The organism is Sphingobium sp. B1D7B (assembly GCF_025961965.1).
GTDB lineage: Bacteria > Pseudomonadota > Alphaproteobacteria > Sphingomonadales > Sphingomonadaceae > Sphingobium.
In genome coordinates, this window is record NZ_JAOQOR010000001.1 from 1,821,925 (window position 1) to 1,847,355 (window position 25,431).

33 protein-coding genes are annotated in these 25,431 nt (G+C 59.7%); all 33 read right to left on the reverse strand.

Features of this window, described 5'->3' with window-relative positions:
- Positions 1–120: 120 nt before the first annotated feature.
- Positions 121–2,262 (reverse strand): hypothetical protein, encoded by a 2,142-nt coding sequence (locus M2336_RS08310; RefSeq protein ID WP_264592808.1) that lies wholly within the window; start codon positions 2,260–2,262, stop codon positions 121–123.
- Entirely contained in the window at positions 2,262–2,726 is a 465-nt protein-coding gene (locus M2336_RS08315; protein WP_264592809.1) for a PKD domain-containing protein, read from the reverse strand. Before M2336_RS08315 ends, M2336_RS08310 begins: the two co-directional genes overlap by 1 nt.
- On the reverse strand, positions 2,726–3,055 hold the full coding sequence (locus tag M2336_RS08320; protein WP_264592810.1) for a hypothetical protein: 330 nt from the start codon (positions 3,053–3,055) through the stop codon (positions 2,726–2,728). The genes M2336_RS08315 and M2336_RS08320 overlap by 1 nt, the downstream gene beginning before the upstream one ends.
- A gap of 248 nt (positions 3,056–3,303) precedes the next feature.
- Positions 3,304–5,889 (reverse strand): hypothetical protein, encoded by a 2,586-nt coding sequence (locus tag M2336_RS08325; protein ID WP_264592811.1) that lies wholly within the window; start codon positions 5,887–5,889, stop codon positions 3,304–3,306.
- 228 nt (positions 5,890–6,117) lie between these two features.
- Positions 6,118–6,726 carry a hypothetical protein gene (locus M2336_RS08330; RefSeq protein ID WP_264592812.1) on the reverse strand — a complete coding sequence of 203 codons (609 nt, stop codon included), beginning with the start codon at positions 6,724–6,726 and terminating at the stop codon, positions 6,118–6,120.
- Positions 6,726–7,628 carry a tail fiber domain-containing protein gene (locus M2336_RS08335; RefSeq protein WP_264592813.1) on the reverse strand — a complete coding sequence of 301 codons (903 nt, stop codon included), beginning with the start codon at positions 7,626–7,628 and terminating at the stop codon, positions 6,726–6,728. The genes M2336_RS08330 and M2336_RS08335 overlap by 1 nt, the downstream gene beginning before the upstream one ends.
- Positions 7,628–8,179, reverse strand: a complete 552-nt coding sequence (locus tag M2336_RS08340; protein ID WP_264592814.1) for a hypothetical protein — start codon at positions 8,177–8,179, stop codon at positions 7,628–7,630. The genes M2336_RS08335 and M2336_RS08340 overlap by 1 nt, the downstream gene beginning before the upstream one ends.
- Positions 8,176–8,544 (reverse strand): hypothetical protein, encoded by a 369-nt coding sequence (locus M2336_RS08345; RefSeq protein ID WP_264592815.1) that lies wholly within the window; start codon positions 8,542–8,544, stop codon positions 8,176–8,178. Before M2336_RS08345 ends, M2336_RS08340 begins: the two co-directional genes overlap by 4 nt.
- Positions 8,544–9,815, reverse strand: coding sequence for a hypothetical protein (locus tag M2336_RS08350; RefSeq protein WP_264592816.1), 1,272 nt, complete (start codon positions 9,813–9,815; stop codon positions 8,544–8,546). Before M2336_RS08350 ends, M2336_RS08345 begins: the two co-directional genes overlap by 1 nt.
- Before the next feature lie 122 nt (positions 9,816–9,937).
- On the reverse strand, positions 9,938–10,600 hold the full coding sequence (locus tag M2336_RS08355) for a hypothetical protein (protein ID WP_264592817.1): 663 nt from the start codon (positions 10,598–10,600) through the stop codon (positions 9,938–9,940).
- A complete protein-coding gene (locus M2336_RS08360) occupies positions 10,600–10,866 on the reverse strand; it encodes a spike base protein, RCAP_Rcc01079 family (protein WP_264592818.1) in 267 nt (88 codons plus the stop codon). The genes M2336_RS08355 and M2336_RS08360 overlap by 1 nt, the downstream gene beginning before the upstream one ends.
- A gap of 50 nt (positions 10,867–10,916) precedes the next feature.
- Positions 10,917–11,219 (reverse strand): hypothetical protein, encoded by a 303-nt coding sequence (locus M2336_RS08365; RefSeq protein WP_264592819.1) that lies wholly within the window; start codon positions 11,217–11,219, stop codon positions 10,917–10,919.
- Positions 11,219–11,662, reverse strand: coding sequence for a Bbp16 family capsid cement protein (locus M2336_RS08370; protein WP_264592820.1), 444 nt, complete (start codon positions 11,660–11,662; stop codon positions 11,219–11,221). Before M2336_RS08370 ends, M2336_RS08365 begins: the two co-directional genes overlap by 1 nt.
- A gap of 12 nt (positions 11,663–11,674) precedes the next feature.
- A complete protein-coding gene (locus M2336_RS08375) occupies positions 11,675–12,691 on the reverse strand; it encodes a major capsid protein (RefSeq protein WP_264592821.1) in 1,017 nt (338 codons plus the stop codon).
- A 12-nt stretch (positions 12,692–12,703) separates the two neighbouring features.
- Entirely contained in the window at positions 12,704–13,639 is a 936-nt protein-coding gene (locus tag M2336_RS08380; RefSeq protein WP_264592822.1) for a hypothetical protein, read from the reverse strand.
- 128 nt (positions 13,640–13,767) lie between these two features.
- Positions 13,768–13,926: a hypothetical protein gene (locus M2336_RS08385; protein WP_264592823.1), complete on the reverse strand. Its 159-nt coding sequence runs from the start codon at positions 13,924–13,926 to the stop codon at positions 13,768–13,770.
- Positions 13,923–14,192, reverse strand: a complete 270-nt coding sequence (locus tag M2336_RS08390) for a hypothetical protein (RefSeq protein ID WP_264592824.1) — start codon at positions 14,190–14,192, stop codon at positions 13,923–13,925. Before M2336_RS08390 ends, M2336_RS08385 begins: the two co-directional genes overlap by 4 nt.
- Before the next feature lie 38 nt (positions 14,193–14,230).
- On the reverse strand, positions 14,231–14,464 hold the full coding sequence (locus tag M2336_RS08395; protein WP_264592825.1) for a hypothetical protein: 234 nt from the start codon (positions 14,462–14,464) through the stop codon (positions 14,231–14,233).
- Between the two features lie 184 nt (positions 14,465–14,648).
- Entirely contained in the window at positions 14,649–16,772 is a 2,124-nt protein-coding gene (locus M2336_RS08400; protein WP_264592826.1) for a hypothetical protein, read from the reverse strand.
- Positions 16,772–18,262, reverse strand: coding sequence for a hypothetical protein (locus tag M2336_RS08405; RefSeq protein ID WP_264592827.1), 1,491 nt, complete (start codon positions 18,260–18,262; stop codon positions 16,772–16,774). The genes M2336_RS08400 and M2336_RS08405 overlap by 1 nt, the downstream gene beginning before the upstream one ends.
- Positions 18,255–18,707, reverse strand: a complete 453-nt coding sequence (locus M2336_RS08410) for a terminase small subunit protein (RefSeq protein ID WP_264592828.1) — start codon at positions 18,705–18,707, stop codon at positions 18,255–18,257. Before M2336_RS08410 ends, M2336_RS08405 begins: the two co-directional genes overlap by 8 nt.
- A 787-nt stretch (positions 18,708–19,494) precedes the next feature.
- On the reverse strand, positions 19,495–19,695 hold the full coding sequence (locus M2336_RS08415; protein WP_264592829.1) for a hypothetical protein: 201 nt from the start codon (positions 19,693–19,695) through the stop codon (positions 19,495–19,497).
- Positions 19,692–20,036 (reverse strand): hypothetical protein, encoded by a 345-nt coding sequence (locus M2336_RS08420; RefSeq protein WP_264592830.1) that lies wholly within the window; start codon positions 20,034–20,036, stop codon positions 19,692–19,694. The genes M2336_RS08415 and M2336_RS08420 overlap by 4 nt, the downstream gene beginning before the upstream one ends.
- Positions 20,033–20,629: a hypothetical protein gene (locus tag M2336_RS08425; RefSeq protein WP_264592831.1), complete on the reverse strand. Its 597-nt coding sequence runs from the start codon at positions 20,627–20,629 to the stop codon at positions 20,033–20,035. Before M2336_RS08425 ends, M2336_RS08420 begins: the two co-directional genes overlap by 4 nt.
- Positions 20,626–21,075, reverse strand: coding sequence for a hypothetical protein (locus M2336_RS08430; protein WP_264592832.1), 450 nt, complete (start codon positions 21,073–21,075; stop codon positions 20,626–20,628). The genes M2336_RS08425 and M2336_RS08430 overlap by 4 nt, the downstream gene beginning before the upstream one ends.
- Entirely contained in the window at positions 21,056–21,958 is a 903-nt protein-coding gene (locus M2336_RS08435; protein WP_264592833.1) for a hypothetical protein, read from the reverse strand. Before M2336_RS08435 ends, M2336_RS08430 begins: the two co-directional genes overlap by 20 nt.
- Entirely contained in the window at positions 21,955–22,302 is a 348-nt protein-coding gene (locus M2336_RS08440) for a helix-turn-helix domain-containing protein (RefSeq protein WP_264593254.1), read from the reverse strand. Before M2336_RS08440 ends, M2336_RS08435 begins: the two co-directional genes overlap by 4 nt.
- The gene (locus M2336_RS08445; protein WP_264593255.1) at positions 22,236–22,574 is read right to left on the reverse strand and encodes a DUF1064 domain-containing protein; all 339 of its coding nucleotides are present in this window, start codon (positions 22,572–22,574) and stop codon (positions 22,236–22,238) included. Before M2336_RS08445 ends, M2336_RS08440 begins: the two co-directional genes overlap by 67 nt.
- Positions 22,575–22,742: 168 nt before the next feature.
- Positions 22,743–22,982: a DUF2312 domain-containing protein gene (locus M2336_RS08450; RefSeq protein ID WP_264592834.1), complete on the reverse strand. Its 240-nt coding sequence runs from the start codon at positions 22,980–22,982 to the stop codon at positions 22,743–22,745.
- A 618-nt stretch (positions 22,983–23,600) separates the two neighbouring features.
- Positions 23,601–24,464, reverse strand: a complete 864-nt coding sequence (locus tag M2336_RS08455; RefSeq protein WP_264592835.1) for a hypothetical protein — start codon at positions 24,462–24,464, stop codon at positions 23,601–23,603.
- 3 nt (positions 24,465–24,467) lie between these two features.
- Positions 24,468–24,710, reverse strand: a complete 243-nt coding sequence (locus M2336_RS08460) for a hypothetical protein (RefSeq protein ID WP_264592836.1) — start codon at positions 24,708–24,710, stop codon at positions 24,468–24,470.
- The gene (locus M2336_RS08465) at positions 24,707–25,183 is read right to left on the reverse strand and encodes a hypothetical protein (protein ID WP_264592837.1); all 477 of its coding nucleotides are present in this window, start codon (positions 25,181–25,183) and stop codon (positions 24,707–24,709) included. The genes M2336_RS08460 and M2336_RS08465 overlap by 4 nt, the downstream gene beginning before the upstream one ends.
- A gap of 2 nt (positions 25,184–25,185) precedes the next feature.
- Positions 25,186–25,428 (reverse strand): hypothetical protein, encoded by a 243-nt coding sequence (locus M2336_RS08470; protein WP_264592838.1) that lies wholly within the window; start codon positions 25,426–25,428, stop codon positions 25,186–25,188.
- Positions 25,429–25,431: the final 3 nt, after the last annotated feature.

Below are 25,431 nucleotides of genomic sequence, written 5' to 3' on the forward strand. Positions count from 1 at the left end.
CCCCCTTCCGGCAAACCGCCACGACTTCCCAAGTGTCGTCATAGGCACCCGTATGATACGGCAAGCGGGGATCGCGCTTTTCGGCTTTGGCGCGGGCGATGTGGATAGGAGTGCGGCCCATCAGCTCTGCCTCACCATCAGAGCTGAGCCGTTGCGATACCAACCGCCGATCGCGGTACCGCCCGATGCAGCCGCTGCGTCGTTCGAGAAATTGGGCAGCGCCACACCAGAATTGTAGCCCACGCGAAACGCTGTTCCGGCCACGTTGTAGACGCCAAAGCCGCCGGTGGTCCCGCTATCGCAGTCGTTATCGTAAGCCGCGCCTGTTACGCCGGCATCAATGAAAATATGCTCGTAGGGCGTCGTACTCCACCGCATCGCCGCCCCGCGCATTTTGTTGCGGATGACAAACACGTTGCGGGCGCTCGTACCGAGAAGCACCTGATTGGCCGGGCCAGATTTGACGTATGACGATCCCTGGAAAACGCTCGCGTTGTTCCCGATGATGTCATTGCCCTCAATGAATATATTCTGCCCCTTATCGACCTGAATCGCTTCGGAGGTGTTGTTGTGGAGGTGGCACCCACTGATGAAGATGCCGTCGATCCGGTCGTTAGATGCGGACCCTGAAATCTGGATGCCGCGCGTGTTGGTTGCTGCCCACATGCCCATGAAGAACAGGCCACGGACGTATTTGTCGGCAGTGTTGTTGATGATTTGCGCACCGGGATTGTCGAGGCCGCTATCGAGGTAGAGCCCCCCGATCAGCGCCCACTCAATATTGCGGTAAGACGGCACCTCAATCACCAGCCCGCCATGGATCGAGTCCCCACCCGCCAAAACCGCGCCTTCGGTTTGCAGCCAGATGGCCCCCTTGGTCGGCATGGCGAAAATGCTGGACGCGAGCGACGCGAAGATCGTTCCGCTACCGTTGGCGATCGCCGTAGCGGGAGTGGTTGGAGAACCGGAAACGGTGTATGTGAACACGGTCGCGGACGACACGGTAACCACGAAATTGCCGTTATAGGCCGCTTGTGTGCAACCCATGATGTTGACTGTCTGACCGGTCGTGAAGCCGTGGTTCGCGCTGGTCGTAACCGTTGCCGTCGTTCCCGAGCGCGTGATGCTCGCCACAGCCTTGCCGTAATACCAGGGGCCGTCCGTGTCGTAAGTGAAGTGCTTGACAATTGGCCCCACGCCATCGGCGAAGTGGAAAAGGGCAGTGCGGCAGTTGCGACCGTAGATGTTGTCAAAGACCGGCTCGAAGCCGCCCGTCATCTTAAAGCCAATATCCACCTGCTCGACACGGATATTATTGGCGAGCGAGGTCGCCCCCATTCCCTCATAGAATATCTGTCCGGTCGTGCGGTCGCCGATGATCGTCAGGTCGAAGACGTCTGACTTCATCCCTGTATTCTTGAGGTAGCTGACACCGCCCCCAGTGAGCGTGACCGTGTTTCCACGCCCATCGAACCAGATGGGGAAGCCGAGCGCGTCCCAGGGCGTCGTCCAGTTATAACCGCTTGGCCTGTATGGCAAGTAAAAGGCGCGATTGCCATTATCCCATGCGCGCTGGAGCCATAGCCCAAGATCGTTCTGGTCGGCGTCCGGCGCGAGGCGGTAGTCGAGAAGCGAGACTGAATCGGCGAGGCGGTCTGCAACCTTTCTTTCCGCAGCAGCAGAATTGAGGCGGGACAGGACAAGCTCTGCTCCTTTGCCTGGGGCGGTGGAGGCCAGATCTGCGGTGGCCGCCCGCGCTGCAATGGCTGCGTCGTAACCGCGCGCATCGACAGCTTGCTTCACCCGAAGAGGTGTCATGCGCTTAGCGTTGTCGGAGCCGTCTTCCGCCTCCCCCTCAGACGCAACAGGCACAACCGCATCAGCAAAGGACGATGCTGGCGCCCGCTTTAATCCCGCGCCATCGTCAAAGACGACTTCTGACGCGTCGTCGGGGGTCGCCTCGTCATAATCTGCAGCCCTAAGCGTCGTGCCAAAATAGAACCTGCGCACCCGGCGTAGCAAAGCTGTGCCGACCGAAAATTCCATATCGTAAATGCCGTCATTGACCCAGAAGTCATATGTCCCGGTGGCATCAGTGATGGCGGTGTTAGCGATGCCGGAAGCCGTCTCGATCGGGGTTCCGGACTCGTCCGCGAACATGTCGATGATATCGCCGGACGATGGATCGAACAGGCGGATCAGGACGTTGCTCATGGGCAGGCCGGTCGCCTGATTGATGGCGATGTCTACTTTGTGAAACATCAGTACCCCCACCAGTCGTTGGTGAGCTGCACATTCACGTCCGCGCTTGCCGTTTGCCCCACAGCGTCAGTTACGGTGCAGCGATACAAACCTTGAAAAAGCTCAGTTGCAGCTACGTTGGCGCGGGAAAACCGGACGGTTGCAGTGCCGGCATTCTGGATTGTGAAAATGTCTCCTGAGACCCGAGACCAGACATAGGTGAACGGCGACGCTCCACCTGTTGGGATACATACGACTGGACCAGTTATTGCCGTCGAGGGCTCCGGACGGGGAGCCGCGCCGATGACGGATGACGGAGAGATCGCTGCCGATAACGGCGACGCGAACAGTGCGACTGTGCGCACATTGTCACCGTCCATCACTTTGATCGATCGGAGAATACGAAGCGCGCCAGCGTGAAAGGCGCTCGCTTTCACAATCTGGCGGGGGGCGCCTTGGAGGCGGATAGAGGTGATCGCCGCCATCAGTATTCCAGCAGCAGATCGCCATTCGCCATACCGGACGGCACAGCGCCGCCAGATGGCTGAATGAAAATCCGTCCTGAGAGATTGGAAGAACTGTTGTGGTAGAGATAGCCGCCACGATCGAGGAAGCGGGGGTTTCCAGCGAAAACGCCGCCAGTGTTCGCGACAAAATTAGCCGTGTTCGGAATGCCATCATACATGACGCGCACCGCCGCCATGATGCGCCGGCCCATGTCGTTGACATTGGCTGCGGGACAGTTTTCGCCGATGAAAACACCGTCGATCGTGTCGTTTTCAGATGGATTGGTAGACCAATCTTGAACGCTCATGCATTCCTCCGCGCCGAAGCGCTCCAAGCTGTTGCTGTGGATGAGGAATGAGGGCCGAGAACCGGCGCTTTCCTTGCTCGCGATTAAGGCTCGCGGCGGCCCTACATTATCAGAAACTCAGCCTTTTGGAAGGGTCGTTTTCTTGCTATGCTCTGTCCATGTCTATCGGATGGGTGATTTTCTGGAAATGCGTTGTGGTCGCCATCTGGGCCGAAATCCAGGACTGGCGAGAGAGGCGGAAGGAAGTCTCACGGGGCCGCCTGTTCTATAGCGAATGGCGCCGCCGCACTTCCAAACATCCCCTGGCGCTTCCCGATCTTAGAACCAAGCGTCCTGACTGACGCCGGACGGTCCATAATCGCCTTCACCAAGGCCTCCTGACCTTTCTTTGTCCCTGCAATCGTGAGCAGCAGGCCAAGGCCAAGCCCGGACTGAGCAGCATTGTCAGTGCCGAAGAGGCTATCTACGCCAAGGCCGCCACCGCCGAGCGCTGCGGGCAGGGCAAAGGTCGCAAGCCGCCCCGTTGTGCCACTGTCAGGAACCGCAGACGGAAGAACATCCTGTCCCGCGCTGCCAAGTTCGTAGAAAGGCCGGTTGGTGGTGGCTTGCCCGCCCCCAAACTTGCGCGCGCTTGCGGCCGAGGCGTCATTTAGTTGCGATGGTGTAAACACCCCGACCTCGCCGGATCGTGAACCGTTCCGAGCGCGTGTCACTGCGTCCTCAAGAACCTTGAGATCGCGATAAGACCGGTTTGCAGCATCCAGTCCGGAAATGACACTCTGGCCGCCTTGGGTACGCATGTTCCCATCCAAGGCATCGGATACCGCACTCAGCGCATCGCGATAATCCTGCTCGAATCCTGCTTTCGGCGCTTCGGCACGATAACCCTTCAGCGCGCGTTGGACCTGCTGGAATTGATCGCCGGTCATCTGGCCCGACGCAATCACGGGATCAACGCGGTTCGTCATGGCCGTTGAGAAGCGGCTTGCCAGATCAGGCGGAAGAGACGCGCCGAGAGCTTTAGCGTTGCCAATGTCCGAAGCGAGATTTGGGCCAACAGGCACGGTTACGCCAGCGGTGGCCTGATCATACATGCTAGAGACGCGAGGACGCAAATCGTCAATGCCAGGCGCGCCAATAGCAGGAACTTGCCCGCCCGCGACTTCTCCCAACGCCTGCTCGTTGAATGCGCGCAACCCCTCAAGCCGCCGCGCATTCACCATGTCGCCAATGATTGGAACACCTGAGAGGCGATCCTCGATCCCCTTGACCATATTGCCGAAGCGGCCAGAGCCACCCAAGGCCTGCCCTGCCGTGAGTGGGATACCGCGCCCACGCAAATAGTTGGCAGCCGCAGAGCCGCCTCCCGTCAGCGCTTTGCCAACGCCAGCCCCAATGCCTTGACCGGCAGCAGACCCCACCGTGCCAGCGACCGCGCCCGTAAGCGGATCGCCTTCCGTCACACCGCCATAGATGCCCCCGAACGCCGCATCAGTCGCGAGGTTGCGACCGAACATCCCGCGAGCACCGCCGCCAAGCGTACGTGGTGCGAGGCGTCCAATCGTGTTGCGTCCGGCGCCAGCAAGAAGGCTGGTCCCCGTCAAGGCACCACCGACTTGCCCCAGCGCAAAAGGCAGAGCCTGCTCATTGGATAGCGCTTCAGTTTGTGTCGGGGCGAGCGCCTGCGGAATACCAAACCCTGCCGTGTTCAAATAGCCGGCGGCTGCTGCGCCGGCGGGATTATTGATGGCGTTGTTGCGGATTTGATCGACGGACGACATCGGGACTTCCGTGCCCGGAATTGTTGCATTGATCGGGCCGCGCTGCTCATTGTAATAGCGCACCCAATTGGAGACGTCTTGCGCACCGGAGCCAACGCCATATTTCTCGTTGAGATGCGCCAGAACGTCCCGAAATTGAGCCTCTTGAAGCTGGCCGCGCGGGACGCCGGCAAGGTACTGGTTAAGCTCTGCCTGCATCGCAGGAGGGATATCCAGCGCCTTAGTTGTCGAGCCAGCAGGCGCGGCGGGGCCAACGGGGCTGTTTGTGATGCTACCCCCCCCGCCACTGAAGCGATTGGCGCCGGGAAGTGAACTATCCCCTTCGATTGGCTTTATGTTTCCGTTGGCATCAGGAATGCCGCCCAGAATCGAAATGGACTTGTCGCGCGCATCCCTACCGAGCTGCTCCAGTGCGTCGATTTTGGCGAGGATCTGAACATCCCTGTCCCCAGCTTCGGGGAGATAGGGATTGTAGAGCATCGTGCTTTCGCCGAGGGTGTTCCCTTCGCCACCAGTGAAGCCGAGCGAGCGCTTGACATAGCCGCGTGCTCGTTGCCCTGCGTCGTTAAACGTCCTGTTGCTGTCAGTCGGCAAATAGTCGCTTAGGCTGGAGATGCCCTTGGTTGCCCCCGGACCCGTCGTGTAGCGGCGACGAAGATCAGCCACCACGCGGTCGATCGCGTCTGCGTCCTTATAGCCCTGCAAGGCGTCGGCGCGCTCTTTCGCGGTCATGGTCGGCTTATTTGCGATACTTGCCGGGGGCACCCAACCGGGGATCGGCTCAGGCTGGCCATTGGCGCCAATCCGCAGACCTTTGCTATAAAGCTCTGCATTCATGCGGGTCGCATCACGCGCGGCAGCGGCATCAGCCCTTGCGTTATCTGCGTTGGAGTTGGCAATCTGATTTTGCTTCACCGCAGCGTCAAGCGGCGCATTCGGATCGCTCAGAACCGAACCAACCGCAGCAGAGCCACCGGGAGAAACCAGACGCACGGCATTGCCCTGCGCGTCAACCTCCCAAATATTACCAGCTTCGTCGCGGGCCTGAGGCATTAACGCGGCTCCATGTGAATGTGATCACCTTCATTGATCACTTGAAGATGAGGGTTTTGCTGCTTCAGCAACCGATAGTATGCTGCCATCGAGACACCCGGCGGCGGGACGCTATCGCGCGCCATCGGACGGCCATCAGCATAGCGACGGGTATGGTAGCTGTTAGGCACGCCGCCAACGCGAGCATTATGGGCCGGATCGCGGAACATGCTGGTCACACGCTCACCATCAACGCCCTGGAAAGCCTGCCGGCGCGGACGCCGGGCCTCCAATCGGGGTTAGCTTGCCAACAGGGGAGGTTGGAGCTGCTGCGCCGGCGGCAGCTGGCAGACCGGATCGCGGCCCTAGGTACACCCGCCCTCCAGGCAGCGGGACATTGACGATGGGATCAAGCAGATTGTCGCGGCGCTGCTGCATGGACTCGGTCCAGCCAGGCGTACCGGATTGAACGCCAGACCACTCAAGCACCCGCTCAAATTCAGACGGCGCCGGATTAGCCCGCTCCCATTCCTTCTTGGTGAGCCAGTCCTGCCATTCTCGCTTTCGCTCTGTCTCTGCCAGCTGTTGCTTGCGTGCGAGTTCGCGCTGCTGGAGCATATTGGGGATATTGACTGCCTGCCCACCAGTCTGCGTCAGAATGCTATCGAACAGGCCGCCCAGCACAGCGCGGCCCGTCTCGCTCTTGAAGAACCCGCCGCCCTTCATGGCAGGCGTTTCCTGAGACGGCATTTGCGGCATCTGGGGCATGTCACCCGAAAGGATGCCGAGCGAGGCCGGTTGTCCGGTGAATCCGCCGATATTGACCCGCGAGAAGGGGTTGTTCCCAAACATGCCCATCAGAGACGCCCATAATCCACGGTCTGATACCCCTCCACGGTCGGCCCGAGCGCCCACGGACGAAGCTCAGCCACCTCGTCCGCCATGACGCCTAGATATGGATCACCTCCCTTCGATTGAGGCATCAGAGCCGCCAAGGCTTCGTTCGGCGGGGTGATGTAGCGATAGCGATAAACCCCAAGCCCATCGTCAAGTGCGGCCACTTGCTCGATATCGGTCTTGAGGCGGCGATCTGAGGCCATGATTGCGGCAGAGCCGATGCTCGCGCCGGCATTGAGAAGTGAGCCGAGGATGTTCCCGCCACTGCTCTGCGTCGTCGTCTGAGAGTTGCCCCAGAGCGACCCGAGACCCCCGGCATAGCGGCTCGCGGCATTCATCGGGATCTCTGTTGCGCCAGCCCCCAGAGCCAGCAGCGTCGCCATATCCTGATTGTCGCCCTGACGCATCGCCATGGCCTGCGCGATGGCCTGCCCGATCCGGGTCTGCTCGTCGGTATAATTCTGATAGCGAAGCCGGCTCTCATTGTCCGAGAGCTGTTTGCCCAGCTCCCCGATCTGGCGCGATGATCCGGTCTGCCCCGAGCGGGAAAAGATCGCATTCACGCGGTCAGTGATGCTGTCATTCGTCTGCCCGATGATATTGTCGAGCTGGGGGTTCCCCTCCAGATACTTGCCTCCGAGCACGTCGCCGATATAGCTATTCGCGGCATTCAGGTTCGGGTTGTTCTGGCGCGACTGATTGAAGCTTGTAAAGGCGTCGGCGAGGGTGGAACCAATCTGATTGGCGACGGGCTGAACGCTGTTATACGCACCCTGAATAGCGTTAGAACCCTGCTGTAAATAGGGCAGGGCCTCCTTGCTGGGGCCGCTCGTTGTCGTACTTTTGCTGCCTGAGAGGCCCATTAGAGAGCCTTCCGCAATGTCGTCTGGTGAACTGAATAACCCTGATCGCGCATGACCCTATCCCAGCCTTTCCGCGAGGATATGGCGCCAAATTCGCACCCGATCTCGCGTCCAAATTGTTCGGCAAGGGGAATGAGGTCTGACGCGATAACGTCGAGCTTTCCCGTGGCGCATTCCCCGTGGATTTCTTTCAATCCAGATGGATACGCCTTGATTGACACGAGAATAGCACTGTCGTCTTTGCTGAGCAAGACCATGCTGCCGGAAGCCACTTCCTGATCGAGCCACGCGAGAGGATAGAAGCGCTCATCGAGCAGCTTGGCGAAGGCGGAGCGGAACCGCAGATAGTCCGTCCACTGATTTACCGGTGTTGCTTGCGCCATATCCGGGGCAGGGCGCGCGCCAACCTGCGAAGCGTCGAGTATGCCATGAACCTCTGCACGCCCGACTTTGTGCTTGAGGGCCGTGGCGAGGCCGCCGACTTTCGACGCATTGGCCTTCTCATAGCGAAGCCGCGTCATATCCTTTCTCAAGGTCGGATCGTAGGTCATAGGATCGCCCACCCGCCGGAGACGCCCATGAGCGTATAGGACTGCCACTGCGTCGAGATGGATAGCGATGCCGCCCCGTCGATCAGGTCCGCTCCATCCGCTTCAACGGTCACCACATTGCCGCTGGCGTCGATCTTCTTGATGACCATTTGCCTGCCAGGAGAGGCAGTAGGTAGGGATATCACAACCGGGCCAGATGTCGCGTCCACCTGTACCAGATAGTCCGTGTCTGCGACTGGCGCGTTACCGTCATAGAGCGCCGTCGATCCGAATGTGCCGAGCCTACGATTGAGGCCGTTGATGACGGTTGCGGCCTGCCTGATCCATTCAGCGATGTTGCTTGCGGTGGGCTGGACGAACAGCATCAGCGCTCGCCCTCGGTCTCGCACTGCAGTTCTAGGCCCGCCATGTAGGTCCACGGCGTCGAGGGCACATCATGGACGGCGCCGATGTAGAGGCCGTTCGCCCGCAGCGCGACAGAACCATTCGCCCGCACATTGCCCGAGGCCACCAGCGTCTGCTCATCGGAGGCGCGGGCGCGGCGATCAATGGAAACAACGCCGCCGGCCGCATCCCCGATAGGACGAGCAGAGCGAATGCGGACACGCTTCCCGCTGACAATCATGGCCGGCTGCGTCGTGAAGCGAGCCGGTAGATATGCGCCGCTCAGCGTTCCGACTGTGCGGTTGTTGCCGATCACGAGAAAGAGGGGATTGCCGCCAGCGAAAAATGGGCTGTCGAGTGAAATCGGGATCGTGTCGATGCCGTCTGGGAACACGGCGTCCACCGCATCGATGGCTATGTTCGATGTGAAGCCCGAAAAGACCCCAAGATTGCCAATATCAAGCGTCGTCCAGCGCGCCAGCGTCCAGTTATAAGCCCAGAGGCGGCCAGGCGTACCGGGCATGGCCCAAATCACCGTCGTGGAGCGCGGGTCTACTGCGGCCTGGATGCGATCAATGTCGGCGCGGCTGTACGTCTGGAAGAAATAGCGGTCGATCTTGTCTTGCCCGATGGGGATGACCGTATTGCGATCAGTCGCTTTAAAGCCCTGTTCCGACAGAAAGAATACCGTCTGCCCGGCCTGAGCCACCGAACCCTTGGCCATGCAGCCGATATCGCGGCTGATCTCATCGAACTGCCACCACGTCACGCCATCGCCAGTGTAGGTCGCGCGCTTGATCGAACGCTTCTGGAGAATGAGGCCGGTTTCGCCGCCAGCCAGCCCCATAATATCGCCGCCGGACGGGAATGGCACGACAAGCGACTGATTGGTGCCGGCAGTCCACCCTTCGGCATCGTTGTAGCCAGAGATCGAAAGCACATTCCGCGCATCTGGATCACCAGCGAGGAATACCTGCTGCCTAACGGTCGCGACAAGGTCGCTAATCGGGGGCGAACCGCCCAAAACCTCTCCAGTGCCCGTTATGAGGTCGAATTTGACTGGCTCGCTGCCGTTCACGCCAATAACGAGATCACCGAACTGATCGAACCGCCACGATGAGGCGTCAAGTTCTTCGATGACAGGCGTCCAGTCGCCTCCTGCGAACCTCTGGAGAGACGTAGCGTTGCCGCCAAGCATCGCAGCCGTGCCGTCAGAACCGATAAACGCGCAACCACCGAGAACGCCGCTCAAGGCCGGCGTGAGTGCTTCATAGGCATGGGCGGGGCGATATCCCTCTGCGAGAGGCCAGACGTTGACCGCACCGATCAGGCCGGTCCTGCGGTCTGGCGTAAGCTCACCATAAGGGATCTGGCTCAGCACCGGATGCAGCCACCCAACTGTTGCACACCCACCGGGACTAACGGCCCACCGCCATGACGGTCGTTGCGGCTTTCCTGCTGTAGTTGGACGATGGCGCCGTTAAAGCGACCTTCGGCGAAGCTGTAGGCCTCCGGATCTCGGATAAACGCAGCAGCCTCTCGGAGAACGCCCCACACATAGATGTCGGGATGCTCTTCCATGAGCCAATTGACGGGCGAATCCGCCGTCAGTGGTTCGATCTTGACGTAATAGGTGACGCGGAAGGTTGTTTCTTCAGCTGGCGGCGGAGCGAGGGTCATCACCCGGCCTTCGATCCAATAGGCGTTGGGCGTGCCCTGTGCGCCATCGTAGATCATCGGAGCCGCAACTGGAGATATTTCCTCCAAGGGCCGATCCGGCTCGCCCTCAATATGGATTTTGCGCAGGCGCCTGAAGTCGGGCGGCAATGAGAATGTTTCACTACTGATCGCCCAGATCGCCTTGCGTTCCTGGTTGACCGTTCTCAGGACACGGTTAGCCTCTGCCTCCACAATGGCAACGAAGTTGGCGATGTCAGCGGCGAGGTCGTCGCGGTCCATGTAGCGCGCGACCAGACGTTGCAAATCCGTAAAGTCGCCGATTGTCCCCGGCATCACATAGGAGATGCTGACAGCCATCAGGGGTAGCCGATAAAGCCGCTAGCCGTAGTGCCGGTTGCGTTGATGCGCTGAACCACGCACTTGATCGAATAGCCGTCCGGCACAGTCAGAGAGACGGGTTGATCCAGCCCATCGAGGAAGGAAACCGTCCCGCCAGTCGTCACATCAACCCATACGGCCGGGACCGTAAGAAGTGTGGCGTCGTTGGGCGTGATCGCAAAAGCTGTGCGCGATGGGCCTGAGGCGATATCGTTACTGGCGCTGCGGGCCAAAGGTTTAGCCATCTGTATCTCCAAGAATGAGGCCGGGAGCCTGAACCCCCGGCCATTGATCGTTAGAGCTTAGGTTCGTTCGCTGCCTTGATGGCGGCGATGAGATCCTTCTTGTTCATCCCCTCGGGATTGACGTGCTTGGTCGCCGCGAGGGCCTTCAAGGCAGCCAGATCAAGGCTTTCGATGGGCGCGTCGCCGGGGATTGGCTGCTCGGCATCGGTGGCGGCCTTCTCTGCCTTGCCGACATCCTCCCACTTGTCGCCCTTGGGCTCCGTCGTGACGAAGATTTCGCCAGCCTTGTAGTATTTGCCGCCGACATAAACGTCATGCGGTGCCTTGTAGGACTTGGGCTGCTCCTTGCTCATCAGTACCTCCCGGTGTTGGTCTGGCGCGCGGCAACGACGCCGGCCGTGATCTTGCCCGTGGAGGGCGCGGTCCCGGTGATGTCGTAATAGAGCCGCACGTAACGCTCGTTGGTGCCGACAGGGAACCACTCCGGCAGGAGGAATTCCGCGCCGGTGGCGAGCTGCGCCAGCGTGTAGGTCGGCGACGTGAACACGGTCTTGGGCGAGCCAAAGCCGCTGTTGTCATCGGTCTGCACGGTGATGACCATCGAGGTCAGGTTGTTGAACGTTTCCGTCACGGTCACGACAAGCGGAACCCGCGTGCCGGGACCGATGTCGCGAACCATTGCCGACGAATAGCCGTAGACGGTGCCGCGTGCGCCGGTGTCGATGAGGTTGGTCGATGCAGCGTCGGCCGTGATGGCCTGCTGGTCGCTGAAAAGACCGCTGCGGTCCATGATCATGTCATAGTCTCCTTAGCTAACCACGGATTCAGCGTTGATCAGCGCGTCCGTTTCCCGAATGGGGATGCCGCGCCACGTCATGACTTCCTTGCCTTCGATCTCCTGCGGGCGCAGGCGGATGAAGTTGTCGGAAGAGCCGTTATTCGTGGAGAGGCGATCGAGAACCGAGAGCATGTCGCGGTTCATGTAGATGACCGTGCGGCCCATATTGATCATGCCGCCGTTCTGGATCTTGCGATTGCGACGGTTCTGCATGCGGTAATAGGCGGTGGTCATCAGGTCGAACACATCGACCGAGCCGGCGAGCGCGTTCGACACATCGATGTTGGCGATGCGCGAGTTGAAACGCCAATCCTTCACGGTGACGCCGACATGCTGGCGGAACTCTTCGACCTTGGCGAAGTAGTAGTTGCCCAGATCATCGGCCACCTGCTGCGAGCCGCGATCAACACGATCGACACCAGCAGCCGTACCCTCGGGGTAAATGAGCGCGGTCTGCTGCTCGCCCCAAGTCACGAACCAGATCGACGTATTGTCCGATCCGGCGCCGCCGCCAGAGATGACGTTCGGGTTGGAGAGCGTGTTGTAGCGCGCGCCGAGGCCCTTGAAGCGCTCCGGCGTGGTCGTCGTGTCAGAATAGAAGAAGTTAGTCTGCACGTCCTGCGCAATGGATTCGAGGAACGGCTGCGCCTCAGACATGCGGACTGCGCCGGGGTTCTTCGACAGGGCGAGAAGGCGTTCATCCACCTGACTACGGCCCTCAACAAAGCCTGTCGTATCGGTGACCTGCGTCGTGGTGGACTTGCTGTTGGGGATGCCCTGATAGAGCTTGCCCCAGGTGACCGAAGGCAGGCCCGTGCGGATCGTGGTCAAGTGCTCACGGCCCTGGTTGCATTCGACATAGACCGCATCGTCGCCGAGCGGGTTGATGGTGTTCAGTGCTTCGATGACGGGCGTGAGATTGCCGTATTTGCCCTCACGCTTGTAAAGGTCGATCAGACCCAGAAAGCTGTTGCCAATAGTTGCCAAAGTGGCCTCCTATCAATCGTCAGGATAAAGAAGCTTCACGGGATCGGTGCTACCCTGCTGGGCCGCCGCCGCGCCCGGTCGCGCGAATTTCGGGGGGAGCTTCTTGGCTCGTGCGACGGCGGACATCTTCCGGCTCATCCACTTGTCGAACTTGTCAGCTTTCGCCTTCCATTCGGCAGCTTGCTTGAGTGCGAGAATGTCGTCTGCCGTGGCTTCAGCCATCAGCTCGACTGGATATCCGAGCGTTGCGCCGATGGATTGCAGTTCAGCATGCAATTTCGGGGCTTTGTCCACGTCGAACCAGTCCGGAAGTGCTTCCTGCAAGCGGGCCGCATCGGCCTGCCGTTGGGCGAGCACTTGCTGCTCCTGTATCCGCTGGGCTTCCGCCGCTCTCTGCCGGGCCTCCTGCTGCAACTGCTGCTGCTGGGCTGAGGCCTGCTTGTATGCGACGTCCTGCTGCTGATAGGTCAGCGCGTCTTGGGGGTTTCCGGTATAGAGTAACCGGGGGTCGGGAGGCTGGGGCAGGAACATGCTCGCATAGCGTTCAAGTTCCTGTGCTGAGTTCTCGTAGATCTTCGCAAGCTCGGCATGAGCCTGCTGCTGAACACGTTTCTCAGCTTCCGTGGCTTCCCGCGCCTTGGAAAGGAGGTGCTTGTCACGTTCCGCCTCGCGCCGAGCGATAATCTCTTGCTGTTTGCGAGGAAGTTCGTCCCAGTCCGCCTTATCTTCGGCGTTCCACGATGTAGGCGGGGCGATGGGATCAAGGTCTTCGCCGTCTGCATCGAGTTCGTCAAGCTCCTCATCGGAGGGCTCGGCTTCGTTCTCATTACCATAGAACGTTTCAGGGTCCAATATCTCATTTTCGGGCTGCTCGTTCGCCTGTTCGGCGGGTGCAGCAGTGGTATCGACTTCCTCTGTCGCGCCTGTGTCGGCGAACTGCGTGGCCATCATCGTGCTCATCGTTGCCGCGTCACATTTTAGCGGCTGCCCGGAACCTTGGTTTTGACCTTTGCCTGCTCGCTTCCGGGCTGTTCCCGTCCACTTTGAGGCCAGTGCTCGTTCCTAGCTAAACTGTATCAGGCGGGCGCATTCCTCCTCGTCGTCCGCTTGATCTTCAATGTCTCCCAACGCTTCTTCTGCTCTTCGGGCGTTTCCACCTCTGGCATGTCGTAAGCGTTGACGCGCTGCGCCTGCATGAGCCTGTCATAGGCTTGCTGGGCAGCGTCCTGTCTCACCGCATCCCCCCGGCCAGCGCCCAGCGACGACGCGCCTCGGGCATTGAGGCGATCTTGTCGGCGCGGCCCTTCTCCGCCTTCGCGACATTACCAGCACGCACGATCCCGACAATCTGCGCCTCAACCTCGCGAGCGATCTTGATCGCCACAGCCAGCTTGCGGATTTTGTCAGGGTCGATTTCGTTCGCAGCCACCTCTTGCAGGCGCTTGGAGTATTCACCGACGACGAATTCAAAGGCGGGCGACAGGAATTTGTCCAGCGCCACCTCTGCCTGATTGGCGAGTGCGATTGCTTCTTCGGGGATCACGACACTTTGCGCTCCGGCTGAGCGATCGCGCGGACGGCGCGCATAAAGGCATTCTCGCCTTCAGTCGCCGAGATAGAGACGTTCCTCTGATCAATGTCAGAGCCCATGCCCTTGAGGCGATCAATCATGCCGTTGAACTTTGCCTCCAGCGCCTTGACCTCATTCATGAGATCGATTTCCGCCTGCGACAGATCGCGGTAGCCACTGATTTTCTGGTGTTGGTTGTCCATCATTCGCTCCAAACAAAGCCGATGGGGTTAGGAAGGCGCATTACTGGCGCGCCATCCGACCACAGCAGGCCCGTATCAACAGCCTCGTGTTCGCTCACAGTCAGACTCATCGACGGCGAGGGTTCTGGCGAGAAATCCTCATCCTCAACCCATCCAGAGGCGCGAGCAAGGCGGGCATAGCGGATCACTTGTCCAAATCTCCGCCTGGCCGCTTCTTGGGCAAGGCCTGCTCATCGCCCATGGTAGCGGCCTTCTGCCTCGCAAGCTCTTGCTCGAACATCATGCGACGCTCGGCAAGCTGCTCCTCGAATGCCTGCTGCCTCAATGCGAGTTCAGCCTCGAACGATGCCTTATCGCGCGCCAGTTGCTCATCCAGCGCCGCCTTCTCGCGGCGGGCGGTGAGATCAACCTCCAGAGACTGCTGCTTAAGCTGTGCCTCAATACCGACCTTCTGCTTTTCCAGTTCGACCTTCTCGGCTTCGATCTGAGCCTTTGCCTGCGCCTCCAGCAGTTTCGGATCGGGCTTCTCTTCCGCCGGCTCCAGCTTGGACGGATCAGTCAGATACCGGTGCGTCGAGCCAAGCCCCATGTCCATGAACAGGTCTTTCTCCATCTCATAGACATTCTCGTCGGTAACAGTGCGCGACCCGACCTGAGCCGCCTGCTGCATAACCTGAAGCGCCATCATGCGCGACTGGACCCGCTCCTGCTTGCGGTTCGTGCCAAGCCCTGCGCGGACAATGACCCGTACGTCTTCGGGCCACTGCGACGGATCGACTTGCTGCAACGCGCCGTCAATCATCGTCGTGAACGGCTGCCCATAGTCGCGCATCAGGCGATACTTCTTGCGGAACAGGCGCCCAAGGAACTCGGCGAAGTGCCGCGCGATATATTCCTCGATCTGCTGCCCGGCCGCCTGCATCATTGCCGTACCCGTCGCGGTCTTGTTTAGCGTGTCAGCATCGAGGCCTTGGTTCATGCGCGTGATGCCCGTGCGGCTCTCGCGCTCGCCAGACATGAACTCGAGCGCCTTGAACGAGCTATCCGCCACAAACGGAGTGACAAGCGGCTCAGGGCGCTGTGAACCGATCCATCGCACCAACGCACCGGATTGGACAGTCAGCAGGTCATCGACCGTGCTGTCCCCCATGCTGGCCTCGTTGACGAGCATCCGGGGCACGTTGGCGAGATAGAGATTGTCAAGCGACTGGCGCAGCAGGACAGAGCGGACAAGCTGGATGTCCATGCACTTATCGGCCAGCGATTGCCCAATGCGGCGGTGCGCCATGGGGAAGGGGCACCATTCCTCGATCAGTCCATATTCGACCGGCTCAACAGCGAAAATCTGCCGCCCACAGCGCTGCACCCGCAGAAGTTCGGCAATGCCGTCTCCATCGAGATCGTAGCGGACATATTCCTCAAGCTCCCAAACGATGCGGTTGGCGCCGTCGTTGTAGCCGTCGCCCTTCTGCGCGTCGCGGGCCTGTGCTAGGCTAGAGCCACCATTCGCGCCGTCATAGTCGAGGAGCATTTCGTCCACCTCGCCGAACTTCATGCGCAGGCCGGATACGGTCGTCTTGACCTTGTGCGCGTGATAGACGGCTTCCTCAAGCGAGCGAGCATCCTTCGCGACCAGAAGCTCCTCGTTGGGGATCGGTACGTCGGGAAACTCGGTCACCGTCTCGACATAGGAGACCCTGAAGATCGCCGGCGTTATCTCCTGCGTTTCGAGGTTGATCGCCTCTTCCGAAACCTGCTCAGCGGCATCGAGTTGAATGCCAGCGTCCATCAGTTCGGCAAGCCGGTTCTCATCGACTTCCTCGGTGCGACGGACAGGCTTCCCCTCGACAAAGGTCTTTGCCGCGCCCGTCTTTTCCAGCAGTCCTGACTTGAGCGTGTCATGTAGAACGCGGTAGCCATCCTGCGCGTTAAGGAAATACTGGCTGACTGCCTCATTCGCCTGCTCGACGGCGTCACGGTCATCGTCAGCCATCGCCTGAAACTCGACCACGCGATCGCCGCTGACCATCGTCCGCAGAACCGACGCAAGCATGTAATCGATGACTTCGGCGACATCGCGGGTCACAACCTGCGAGCGGCCTTCCTGCTCATTACCGAACGGCTTTCCCTCGTAGAACTCAAGCGCGACCTTGCGCTCTTCATTCACCTCGTTGCTTTCGGCGTCCTGCTCCTGACTCTGAAGCCATGAGATGAACTCGACAGGATAGTCCACAGGCTCGGGACCGACCTGTGCGATGACCTCCGCAGCGGTACCGTAGGCGTCTTGTTCAAGGTAGCGGGTGGCCATTAAACGACGCCTCTGTTGATGCGAGTTAGGTCGATGGGCTTCGACGCCTGTGAGCGCGGAGCAACGGCAGCCGTCTCAAACGACTTGTAGCCGTGGCTGAATTCATCATGCCGGGCCGTGTCTTTCCACGTGCCGCGCTTGTCGTCCCATTCCTTGCGGTAGCTATCGAGGCACTGGATCAGGCGCTGACAACGCTCTTCATCGAACCAGCAGGAGGGAAGGTATGCGCGGCTCGCTTCGATGCCGGCTGCTTCGGTCGGGATGCGAGCGACGATCTCGACAGGCCGAATTCCAGCCTCAATCGCCCATTCTCGCTTCGTTTTAGCTACTGCGCCGAGCGAGCGCGTGTCGCCATCGTGCGGGAAGTAGTGGCGGCCGTAGATGTACCCCTTTTCATTGAGGACGCGGGCATAGTGCTCGAAACCTTCGCCGCTGTTCTCGTAATAATCGACCCAGCGGACTTCGCTGCCGACGATCTGGCGGAAGGACAGCGCCATCGCATCGCCTACGCCGAGATCCCAGAATATATCGACGGGCTTGTTGAGGATCGGAACCTTGCAGATGCGTCCCTGCTCACGAACCTTCGTCATCTCGGTAACGAAGTAAGCCCCTTCCACAGAGGCCTCGAATGCCTCCTGCGGTGTCGAAGGATATTCGCGCTTCATGCCGGCCTTCTGTGTCTGGCGCTTCTTCACATACCAGGCGCGCTGGTTTTGGCTCAGTTTGACGCCGATGATCGCTTCGACCGACGCGAAGTATTTGGCATCGTCTGGCGTGATCAGCGTTGCCGCCGTGTCCTCATCATCAAGCTTATAGGAGGGGTCTTGCCACCAGGCATAGAAGTGGAACTTGAAGTCGAGCTTGGTTAGCTGGCGGCCCTCCTTCTCATCCTTCTGTGCCTTGTCGCACATGTCATGGAAGTCGCCGCTATTCCCCTCGGCGGTCGATTCAACGAAGATGAACTGGCCAGCTTCGACCGTGTTGAACGCGCCGGTCACGATCTCCTTGGCTTTGTCCGGATATTTTGCGCAGACCTTGCCGAACTCTGAGACGTGGAGGAGCTGGAAAGTGCCAGAGCGCAGCGATGTGCCGACGCGGATTTTCGAGTTGTTCGCGAATGCTAACGACTTCGCGCTGTCCTGGGTCGCGCCGAGACGATCCAACAGGCCAAGCGGAAGGCGGTCATAGGCGAACTTGATCTTGTCATCAAAGAACGCCTCAGCGTCCTCGCGATTGTGGGCGATGACACCGGCCGCCGTGTTGGAATTGAACAGGCAGTTGTCCAGCATGTAGAGCTGGATCGCGGTCGTAAACCCGAGCTGGCGAGCTTTCAGGATCAGATTGAGGAACCACATGTCCTCAAAGAACTTCTCCTGCGCCCAATTCGTGCGGAACGGAATTGCGTTACCGCCCTTGTCGCGGATCGTGTAGAGGTTGTTCAGCCTCCAAAGCGGCTGAGACCATTGGTCTACGAGTGCCGCGCTAGCCATTAGGCAGACCCTTTGATCGCCCGTCAATAGCGGTCAGAAGTTCGGCAAGCGGGTCTTGCAGGCCGTGATTGTTGTTCAGCTCCAGCTTATCGCCGTACACCTTTGGGCGAAGCTTCCCGGCCATCCATTTGCGCGTGTCGATGCGGAGGCGTGAGCGAGCGACAGCGTCTCCGTTATATTTCTCATCGTCGCCCATATAGTCGTTTGCGGCATCGTCGGCGATGTCTAGGCATTCATCGAAGATAGCGTCAGCCTGCGCCTCTCTTGCGCGTGCGTATTGCTCACGAAATGTCGTGTAACGCTCATCAGCCAGCCATCGGAAGACCGTCGTTTGAGACGGCATATTCTCATCGAGGCATATGGAGCGGAGAGAGCGCGCGTTCGCTAAGCCTTCGCAAATTGCGTCGGCTATCTCTTGCGTGAATGAGGAGGGGCGCCCGCTCATGGGCAACCCAATTAGCCTATAAAACGCGCCTTGAAACCGGAGGTAAAAATCGGGCGGCTAAATAACGTGGCGATGCGAAACCCGCTTCCGGATATTCAAAATGCAGGCGGAAGAGGTATTGAACTGTTTCGCCAATTCAAAGTGGCGGAGCGGTGACGCGCGAATAAACCTGACCTCTTCGGGCTTAAAGCCTCTCCTGCCGCCCGTTCCACGCTCACAAGCGTCGGCGACATTCTCATCCTTTGACCCCCACCGCAGATGATCTGGCCGAACGCATGTTGGGGTGTCGCAAGAATGGAGCGCCCAACGCTTATCTTCGGTCGGCAGCTGCCCGGTGATAAGAAGCGAGATTTGCCCGGCCCGGTAGCGATGTCCTTCTATAGTCAACCCAGAAGGATAGCCATCGCCCCGTGTTGAAGCTGTCCACAGCCAGCAATCGCCCTTCGGTCCAAGTCCATCCGACTTATCAACTTTATCCCAAAATCTGCCTTCGACAGCGGGAGTAATCACTGGTATTTGAGGTTTATCCATCTCGAACTTATCCTTCGTTTTGGCTAGGGCCTCGCGGTGTGCAACCACCGTTTGAGGCCCGCATTATATAGCAATTTGGCCGATTTTCCGCAAGTCTTGCATGATCCGGCGAGCCTCACGATAATCACAAAGCCCACACCGGCGCGCGAGAGAGGCGAGGGTTATTCGCTCTCCCCGAGATACCGCCTGTGCGATCTCTGCAAGCACCTGCTGCCTGCGATGCGTCATCTGCCCTGCCGGTCGCCCCCGCATTATCCTATCCCTTCTTGCTGGAGATGTGGTCGCCGCGCTCGATGGCGGCGGTGGTGAGCGAGAGCGTGGCTGCACCAGACATGGCCCCGGCCCACTCCGCCATTTTCCCATCCCTGAGAAACTGTGCAGCAGCCGTTTCAAGTACCTGCTTTTGCGAGTCCAGATAGGCCAGCACAGCCTCTCTCTCTTCCTGGGGTGTGTTCATGGCTGAAACTCCGGGTGCGTGCCTTGGATCGGCGCATCACGGCGCGGCTCAAGCTTCCCGATCATGATGAATAGCCGGCGGTGGCTCGGAAGCTCGTATGAAAGGTAGAGCGGGCGCTCGCAGATAGGCCAATCGTCAGCCTTGTAGAACTCATCGCTCATAAGGCGGGCGTTGTACCAAGACGCGATTGATATGCGCCGCTCGGTCTTGCGGAACAAAATATGGCCGATGCGCTCGTGGATGAAATTAGCATACAGCCAGATGATGCAGTAGGCGAATGCACTCGCCGCCAGCAATGCGATGACGATTGCGCCCGTCCACCAGAAGAACTGATCGCTCACTTGATCTCTCCCCGGCTCAGTAACCAGCGGGCGAAGAATTCAGCGCCTTCGCGTGCATCGCGCGTCATTGTGGCGCCAGTCGCTTCCCACGCCCGCACCAGTTCCTCTGCACGGTCTGGCTGCTTGGGGAGGGTACCGCGAATGTCATCAGCGACCGCGAGAATGATATTCGTTTCTTCCGACAAGCCGTTGCGAGACCACGCTTCTACCATGTCAGCAACATGGGACACCGTCCGCTCGTCTGGTGTCCAGTCGGATAGGTTGGGGTCGCCAACCTTTTCTCCGCCACCCTCGGGATAAAGAAAAGCGAACCGCGTGTTATCCCGATGGAGGGGCTTGCGAAGCCATTCTGTGCCAGCCTCCCCCTGTGCATCCGCCCCAGGCCCGTGATCAGCGGGAGCTTCATCTGCGCGGGCACTCTGCAAGGGTTCGCTGGCTTCCCCCTGATCAATGGGGGAGAGGAGGGCTTCGAGCCTGCGAATAGCGTTAGCCTGTCGCAGCCAGACTGGCGTATTGGGCGTGTCTTCTTGGCCGTCGAGGGGCAGCGCTGCAATGCACTCGCGGATCACCGCATTCCGGTCTTTCGGGTTCATGGTTGGTCTCCCTCGGTCATGGGGTGGGCGGCCTTGAACTGGCGAGCGATCTCTTCCAGCTCTTCCGGCGTTGGCTCGCGAAGCTTGCGCTCGACCTTATGAGGGCGATTGGCCTTAAGGTTCGGCGCCGGAAGCGGTTCATCAAAGCCATACTCAGCCTTGATCGCGGCGATCTGCTCGGGCGTGCAGTATTCCTCTTGCGGTGGTGCGGGCAGGGCGGGCGCCTCCGCATTCTCAAGCCGCTTCCGAGCGCTATGCAGCCTCGATTTATAAGAGCCGGTTATGTCGAAGGTGAACTTATGGCCGAAAATGGAGGGGATGATCTTGGCAGGATGATCCGCGACCTTGCGAGCGTGCGCAGTCCGGTCGAAAAACTCGCAGCCTGGAATGTTCTCAACCTCCAGATAGGCGATTCGCAGCCATTCCTTACGCTCGTCTTGGCTCATACCCGATGGCGCGGTAAGCCGGAGGCAGCGCCCGAGTTCCGTCATGGCCTCCGCTGGTGAGGGCGGGGCGACCTTGGCCTCCAGTTCCGCCACCTCGGCTTGCAGTGATTTCAGCAAGGACTTCCTCTGCTGCGTCTCGGATTGTTCCTCCTCCACGCTGTGCCGCCGCATTCCGGTCGTTTCTTCCCAAGTGTCCATTCTTCATCTCGTCCGGTTCATTGATTGAGCCCCATCCCTTCGCTGCCGCGTGTCTCAGCAGGCGACCGGGCGGCCATTCGTCGTTTGCGATGCGGTCAATGTCCCCGAGAAAGCCCTTGTAGGCCGTGGGGGTGTTGGACAGGCGCTTACGCTTCCGGTTGAGCAGGAAGTCCGCCCAGACCTGAGGGTCTGCCCAATCCGGGCGAGGAAAATCATTTTTCGAGGATCGCGCGCGCGCTACCGAAGAAGCTTTAGCTTCTGAGGTATTATCTTCTTCAATGTATTCCCTGTATTGTTCTGTGTCTCGCGCCTGTCTCGCGCCTGTCTCGGCGGGTGTCTCACGCTCCGCCTTGCGACTGTCTCGCGTGGCCTGATATTGATCGTAATTACATATGGTTACGACCGTCACCCCTGCCTCGGTCACTGTCTCAATCATTGTCTCGGCTCTGAGGCGTTTCCAGAGACGTTCAACCCAAGCTTTGTCGCGATCCATTGCCGTCGCCATGTCGCGCACAGAGATCGAAAGCTGACCACGGGAGAGGCTGATGAGGCGGTCCTTGTAGCGGACCTTGGTATCGTTCCATGAAGCGCGCACGATCATCCAGGCGAACGCCATGGCCTCCGCGTCATTGCGGAATGCATGGTGCCCGAGCAGTCGCCGGTGGATGAGTGCGTATCCGCTCATCCCTGCCGAGCCCTTTCATAGGCTGCTGCGAAGTTGGGATCGGTAGCCAGCAGTTCATTGGCCCGACGGATACCGCTCATGACCGTGCTATGGTCGCGGCGCATGATCCGGCCAATGCGCGGATAGGAGTACTTCAACTCCTCCCTAATCAGCCTGTAGGCGGCAATGCGGGCGCAACTGGATGGGTAATCATGCCATCCGAGCGAATCCTTCTTGAGGTCTTGGATGGACACGCTAAACGCATCACAAATTCTCGCTAGAACGCGGTCAGATGGCTCTACCGAATCTCGCGTAACTCCACGCAGCGATGCAGGTGTTTGAAAATCGCCTTGCGGAGAGGCCAGTCCCTGCTGTCCGCTAGCCTGCTTTTCGGCTTCACGTCCTCTGCGATCATCAGTCCATCCGCCGTCCTGTAGGAGAAGTCCAGAGTTACCCCGGCGCGCTGGCCGTTGAGCATCTTCACCACTTCCCCGGCTATCACGAACGGGTAGAATGGCTGGCGCTCCAGATGTGTGATCTCTCCCGCTCGCTCCAGCAGGGACAGCTCCATGCAGCGGCGCTGCTCCTTGGCGCTGTCGTGGGTCAGGCCGCACGGGCAGGCCGTTTTCCGCGCCACGCTGTGCTTTGTTGGCCCGGATGCCTTCCAGCCTCTCCGCATTTTGCCTCCATGTTTCATGAATGACCGCCGCAGTCCGTGCGTCACCACGACCGGCGTAATAGATCGACAGCTTGGCGAGCATGGCGTTGCTTGCCTTCGCCTCGGGTGTGAGCCAGCTCGGGCGCATCAGATGAGATCCAACTGAATCGCATAGGTCTCACGGATGGCGTTCTGCTCCTCCCGCTTCTGACGATCAGTGGCACGCTCTTTGATGGCCCACTTCATGGTGGGAACGTCAAAGCCGACAGCCTTGGCCTCTGCGAACACGTCGCGCAGATCGTCGTTGATGCCCTTGCGTTCTTCCATCAGCCTTTCGGCGCGCTCCACATACTGGAGCAGGCGAGCAGCAGCGCTGTCTTCTGTCATAACGGCTTCCATTCTCTGTCAGGCATGGCGGCGCGCATCTCCAGCGCCTTTTCTCGAACCATGCGGCGGTAGGTTGAGGTGAAGCGGCCGGCGTCGTCGCGCTCTGGCTCACTCAATTTGCTGGACGTGCGTGATGTCCCAATCCCAATTATCCGGGAAAGGATACCCCCAACGCCCTCGCCACTTATGCGCTGGGAGGGCCTGCTTGCTGACCCGCCCGTTCCGAAAACGAGCGAGAAGAATCTTATCCCCTTTGAAGGGACGGGAGCCGTCCCATGGTTGCCAAGCCATGTCATGCTGCCTCTCCGCGATGAGAGAACCAAACCGTCTTGTCAGGCGCTTGGATGGTGTAGGACTGCTGGCCGAGAGCAACGCGAAGGTGCGAAGCCAGTCTTTCCGCTACATACCAGATCGCGCGTGGCTCTGATGGAAAGCGGGGATAGTTTATTAGCCCGACGACAACGCCAGGTTCCTGCCCACCAGTGTAGACGTAAGTGGTTGGTGTGATAGTGACGCAGAGGCCTTCCTTGTCACAAAAACCCCGACATTCCACTTTGGCGCGCGCGTGGCTTCCCGCGATAAATATGCTGACCGGGTAGCTAAGTGTTTCCGAGCGCTTCATGTTGCGCACCCTCCCATGCAGTCTTCTTCATCGAAGAGATCCGCGCGCGTCAGGTCCACCTCGCGCAGCCGAATGCGGTCGCGGTGAAGGTAGGGCAGGCTCTTATAGCCACGCGGCGGTTTGCCATCTGCGCGAATTAGGTCATCAACTTCGCAGGCAAACTCAAACTCATCAGGCTCAAGCGCCCGCCAACTTTCGTTGGACCGGTATGGGCACATGATGCAGCGCGAGCGGGGCGGCTTGCGGTACTGCCGCTCCTCCAGCCAGCGCATACACGAGGCGAAAGACATGTCCTTTTCGAGCAAGGGGTAGCGGACCTGCTGCCACTTCGTCGCCGGGAAGCCTCCAGCTCGCAGCCACTCGTCGGAACTGATCCCAATCATGACTTCAACGACGGTGCCGGGGGCAACGCGCTGGCGCTTCTTCAGGCCCAGAAGTTTACGGATTTCCTGCGTGACGACATCAATCTTGAGCGTCTTAGTGCAGGTTCGCATCATCTGGCCGCCATCGGCGAGATAGTAGGGCAGCGTGACCAACAGCTTTCCATCAGGCCGCCCCTTAGACCGCCTAATGTGGTCGAAGATGTCACCGCCCGATGCCAGGATTACTGGCGTGTTTGTCTGCTCACTTGCGTAGGCGAGATATTCGTAAACAGACCGAGGCTCGCGCATCGGATCTGCCATGATCGCAGCATCAATCGGATCAATCTCGCCGCGAGCAGCCATGAAAAGCAGGGTAGAGGTTTGGACACCACCGCCGTGTGAAAGGATGCGCAGTTTCGGGTTTTCTACCGGCGGGTAAATCTTACGCCAAAGCTCGCCAGCGGTTACGCTTCCCGTCCCATGGTTGCCAGTTGCCATGGCTCAACCCTCCCCTCTGAGGATCTTACCGATCTTCTGGACGGTGCCGTTGGCAGAGCGGGTGTAGGGAGGGATTTCGTCAAGCGCGCGTTCGATGGTATCCACGAGGGACTGCCGAGCATCGCGCTCCCAATTCGCGATCATTCGCGCCTTGGTCGCCTGTCGGATGAAGTGACCGCCGAACAGAGCAATCCCGAGAAACGCGCTTGCCACGCTGCAGCCAGCTATGATGAGGAGATCGGTCATGCTGCCTTGCTCCCCATGGCTACCAGCTTCATGCCGTTCTGGATTTTGCGCTGGCCGACAGCCTTCAGGTGCTTGCGATCCTCCGCGCAGAACACGCCATCAGCGGCGCGGCGGACGATCTCAGTCGTGTTCTCAGATGTCTCAGCCGCGAACTCGCCGGGGTTGGGGTCGCCGTCATCAGGCAACCAGAATGCGCCCTGATCGGCCAGCGCCAGCATGTCGGAGGCGAACTCAGGCCCAAGCGCCGCTATAAGGCTCAGCACATGCTCCAGCGGTGCAGCGCGCCATTCCTCGTGATCCGGCTCATAGCGATAAGCCTCGATCATCCGCGCCGGCACGCCAGACTTGCGCTCCAGTTCCTTGTAGCTGAACCGACCGCCGCGACCGACGTAGAGACGCAGGGTCTCGGCAAAGCGGGTGAATGCTGCAGTGCGGGAAACTTTGAGATCGTCCCCCACTGATTTGCTGGACATGCTCATCTATCCATGCCTCCATGAATGAAGCTGTTTCTATCGGTGAACTGATTGCTGAGATCGTCGCGCGCTTGCGCCCCATGCGCTGCGATGGTGGTGGCGCGGTCGTGCGGAGAAATGTGGGACTGCACGGCCGCGCCATTCTGCTGGTGGGAGACAGCAGAACCCAGGAAGAACTCCGCGCCTACCTGAGAGGAGAGGCAGGCGCGGTTGGCAGCTTGTGCCGGAAGGGGGAGGGAGGGCATGGG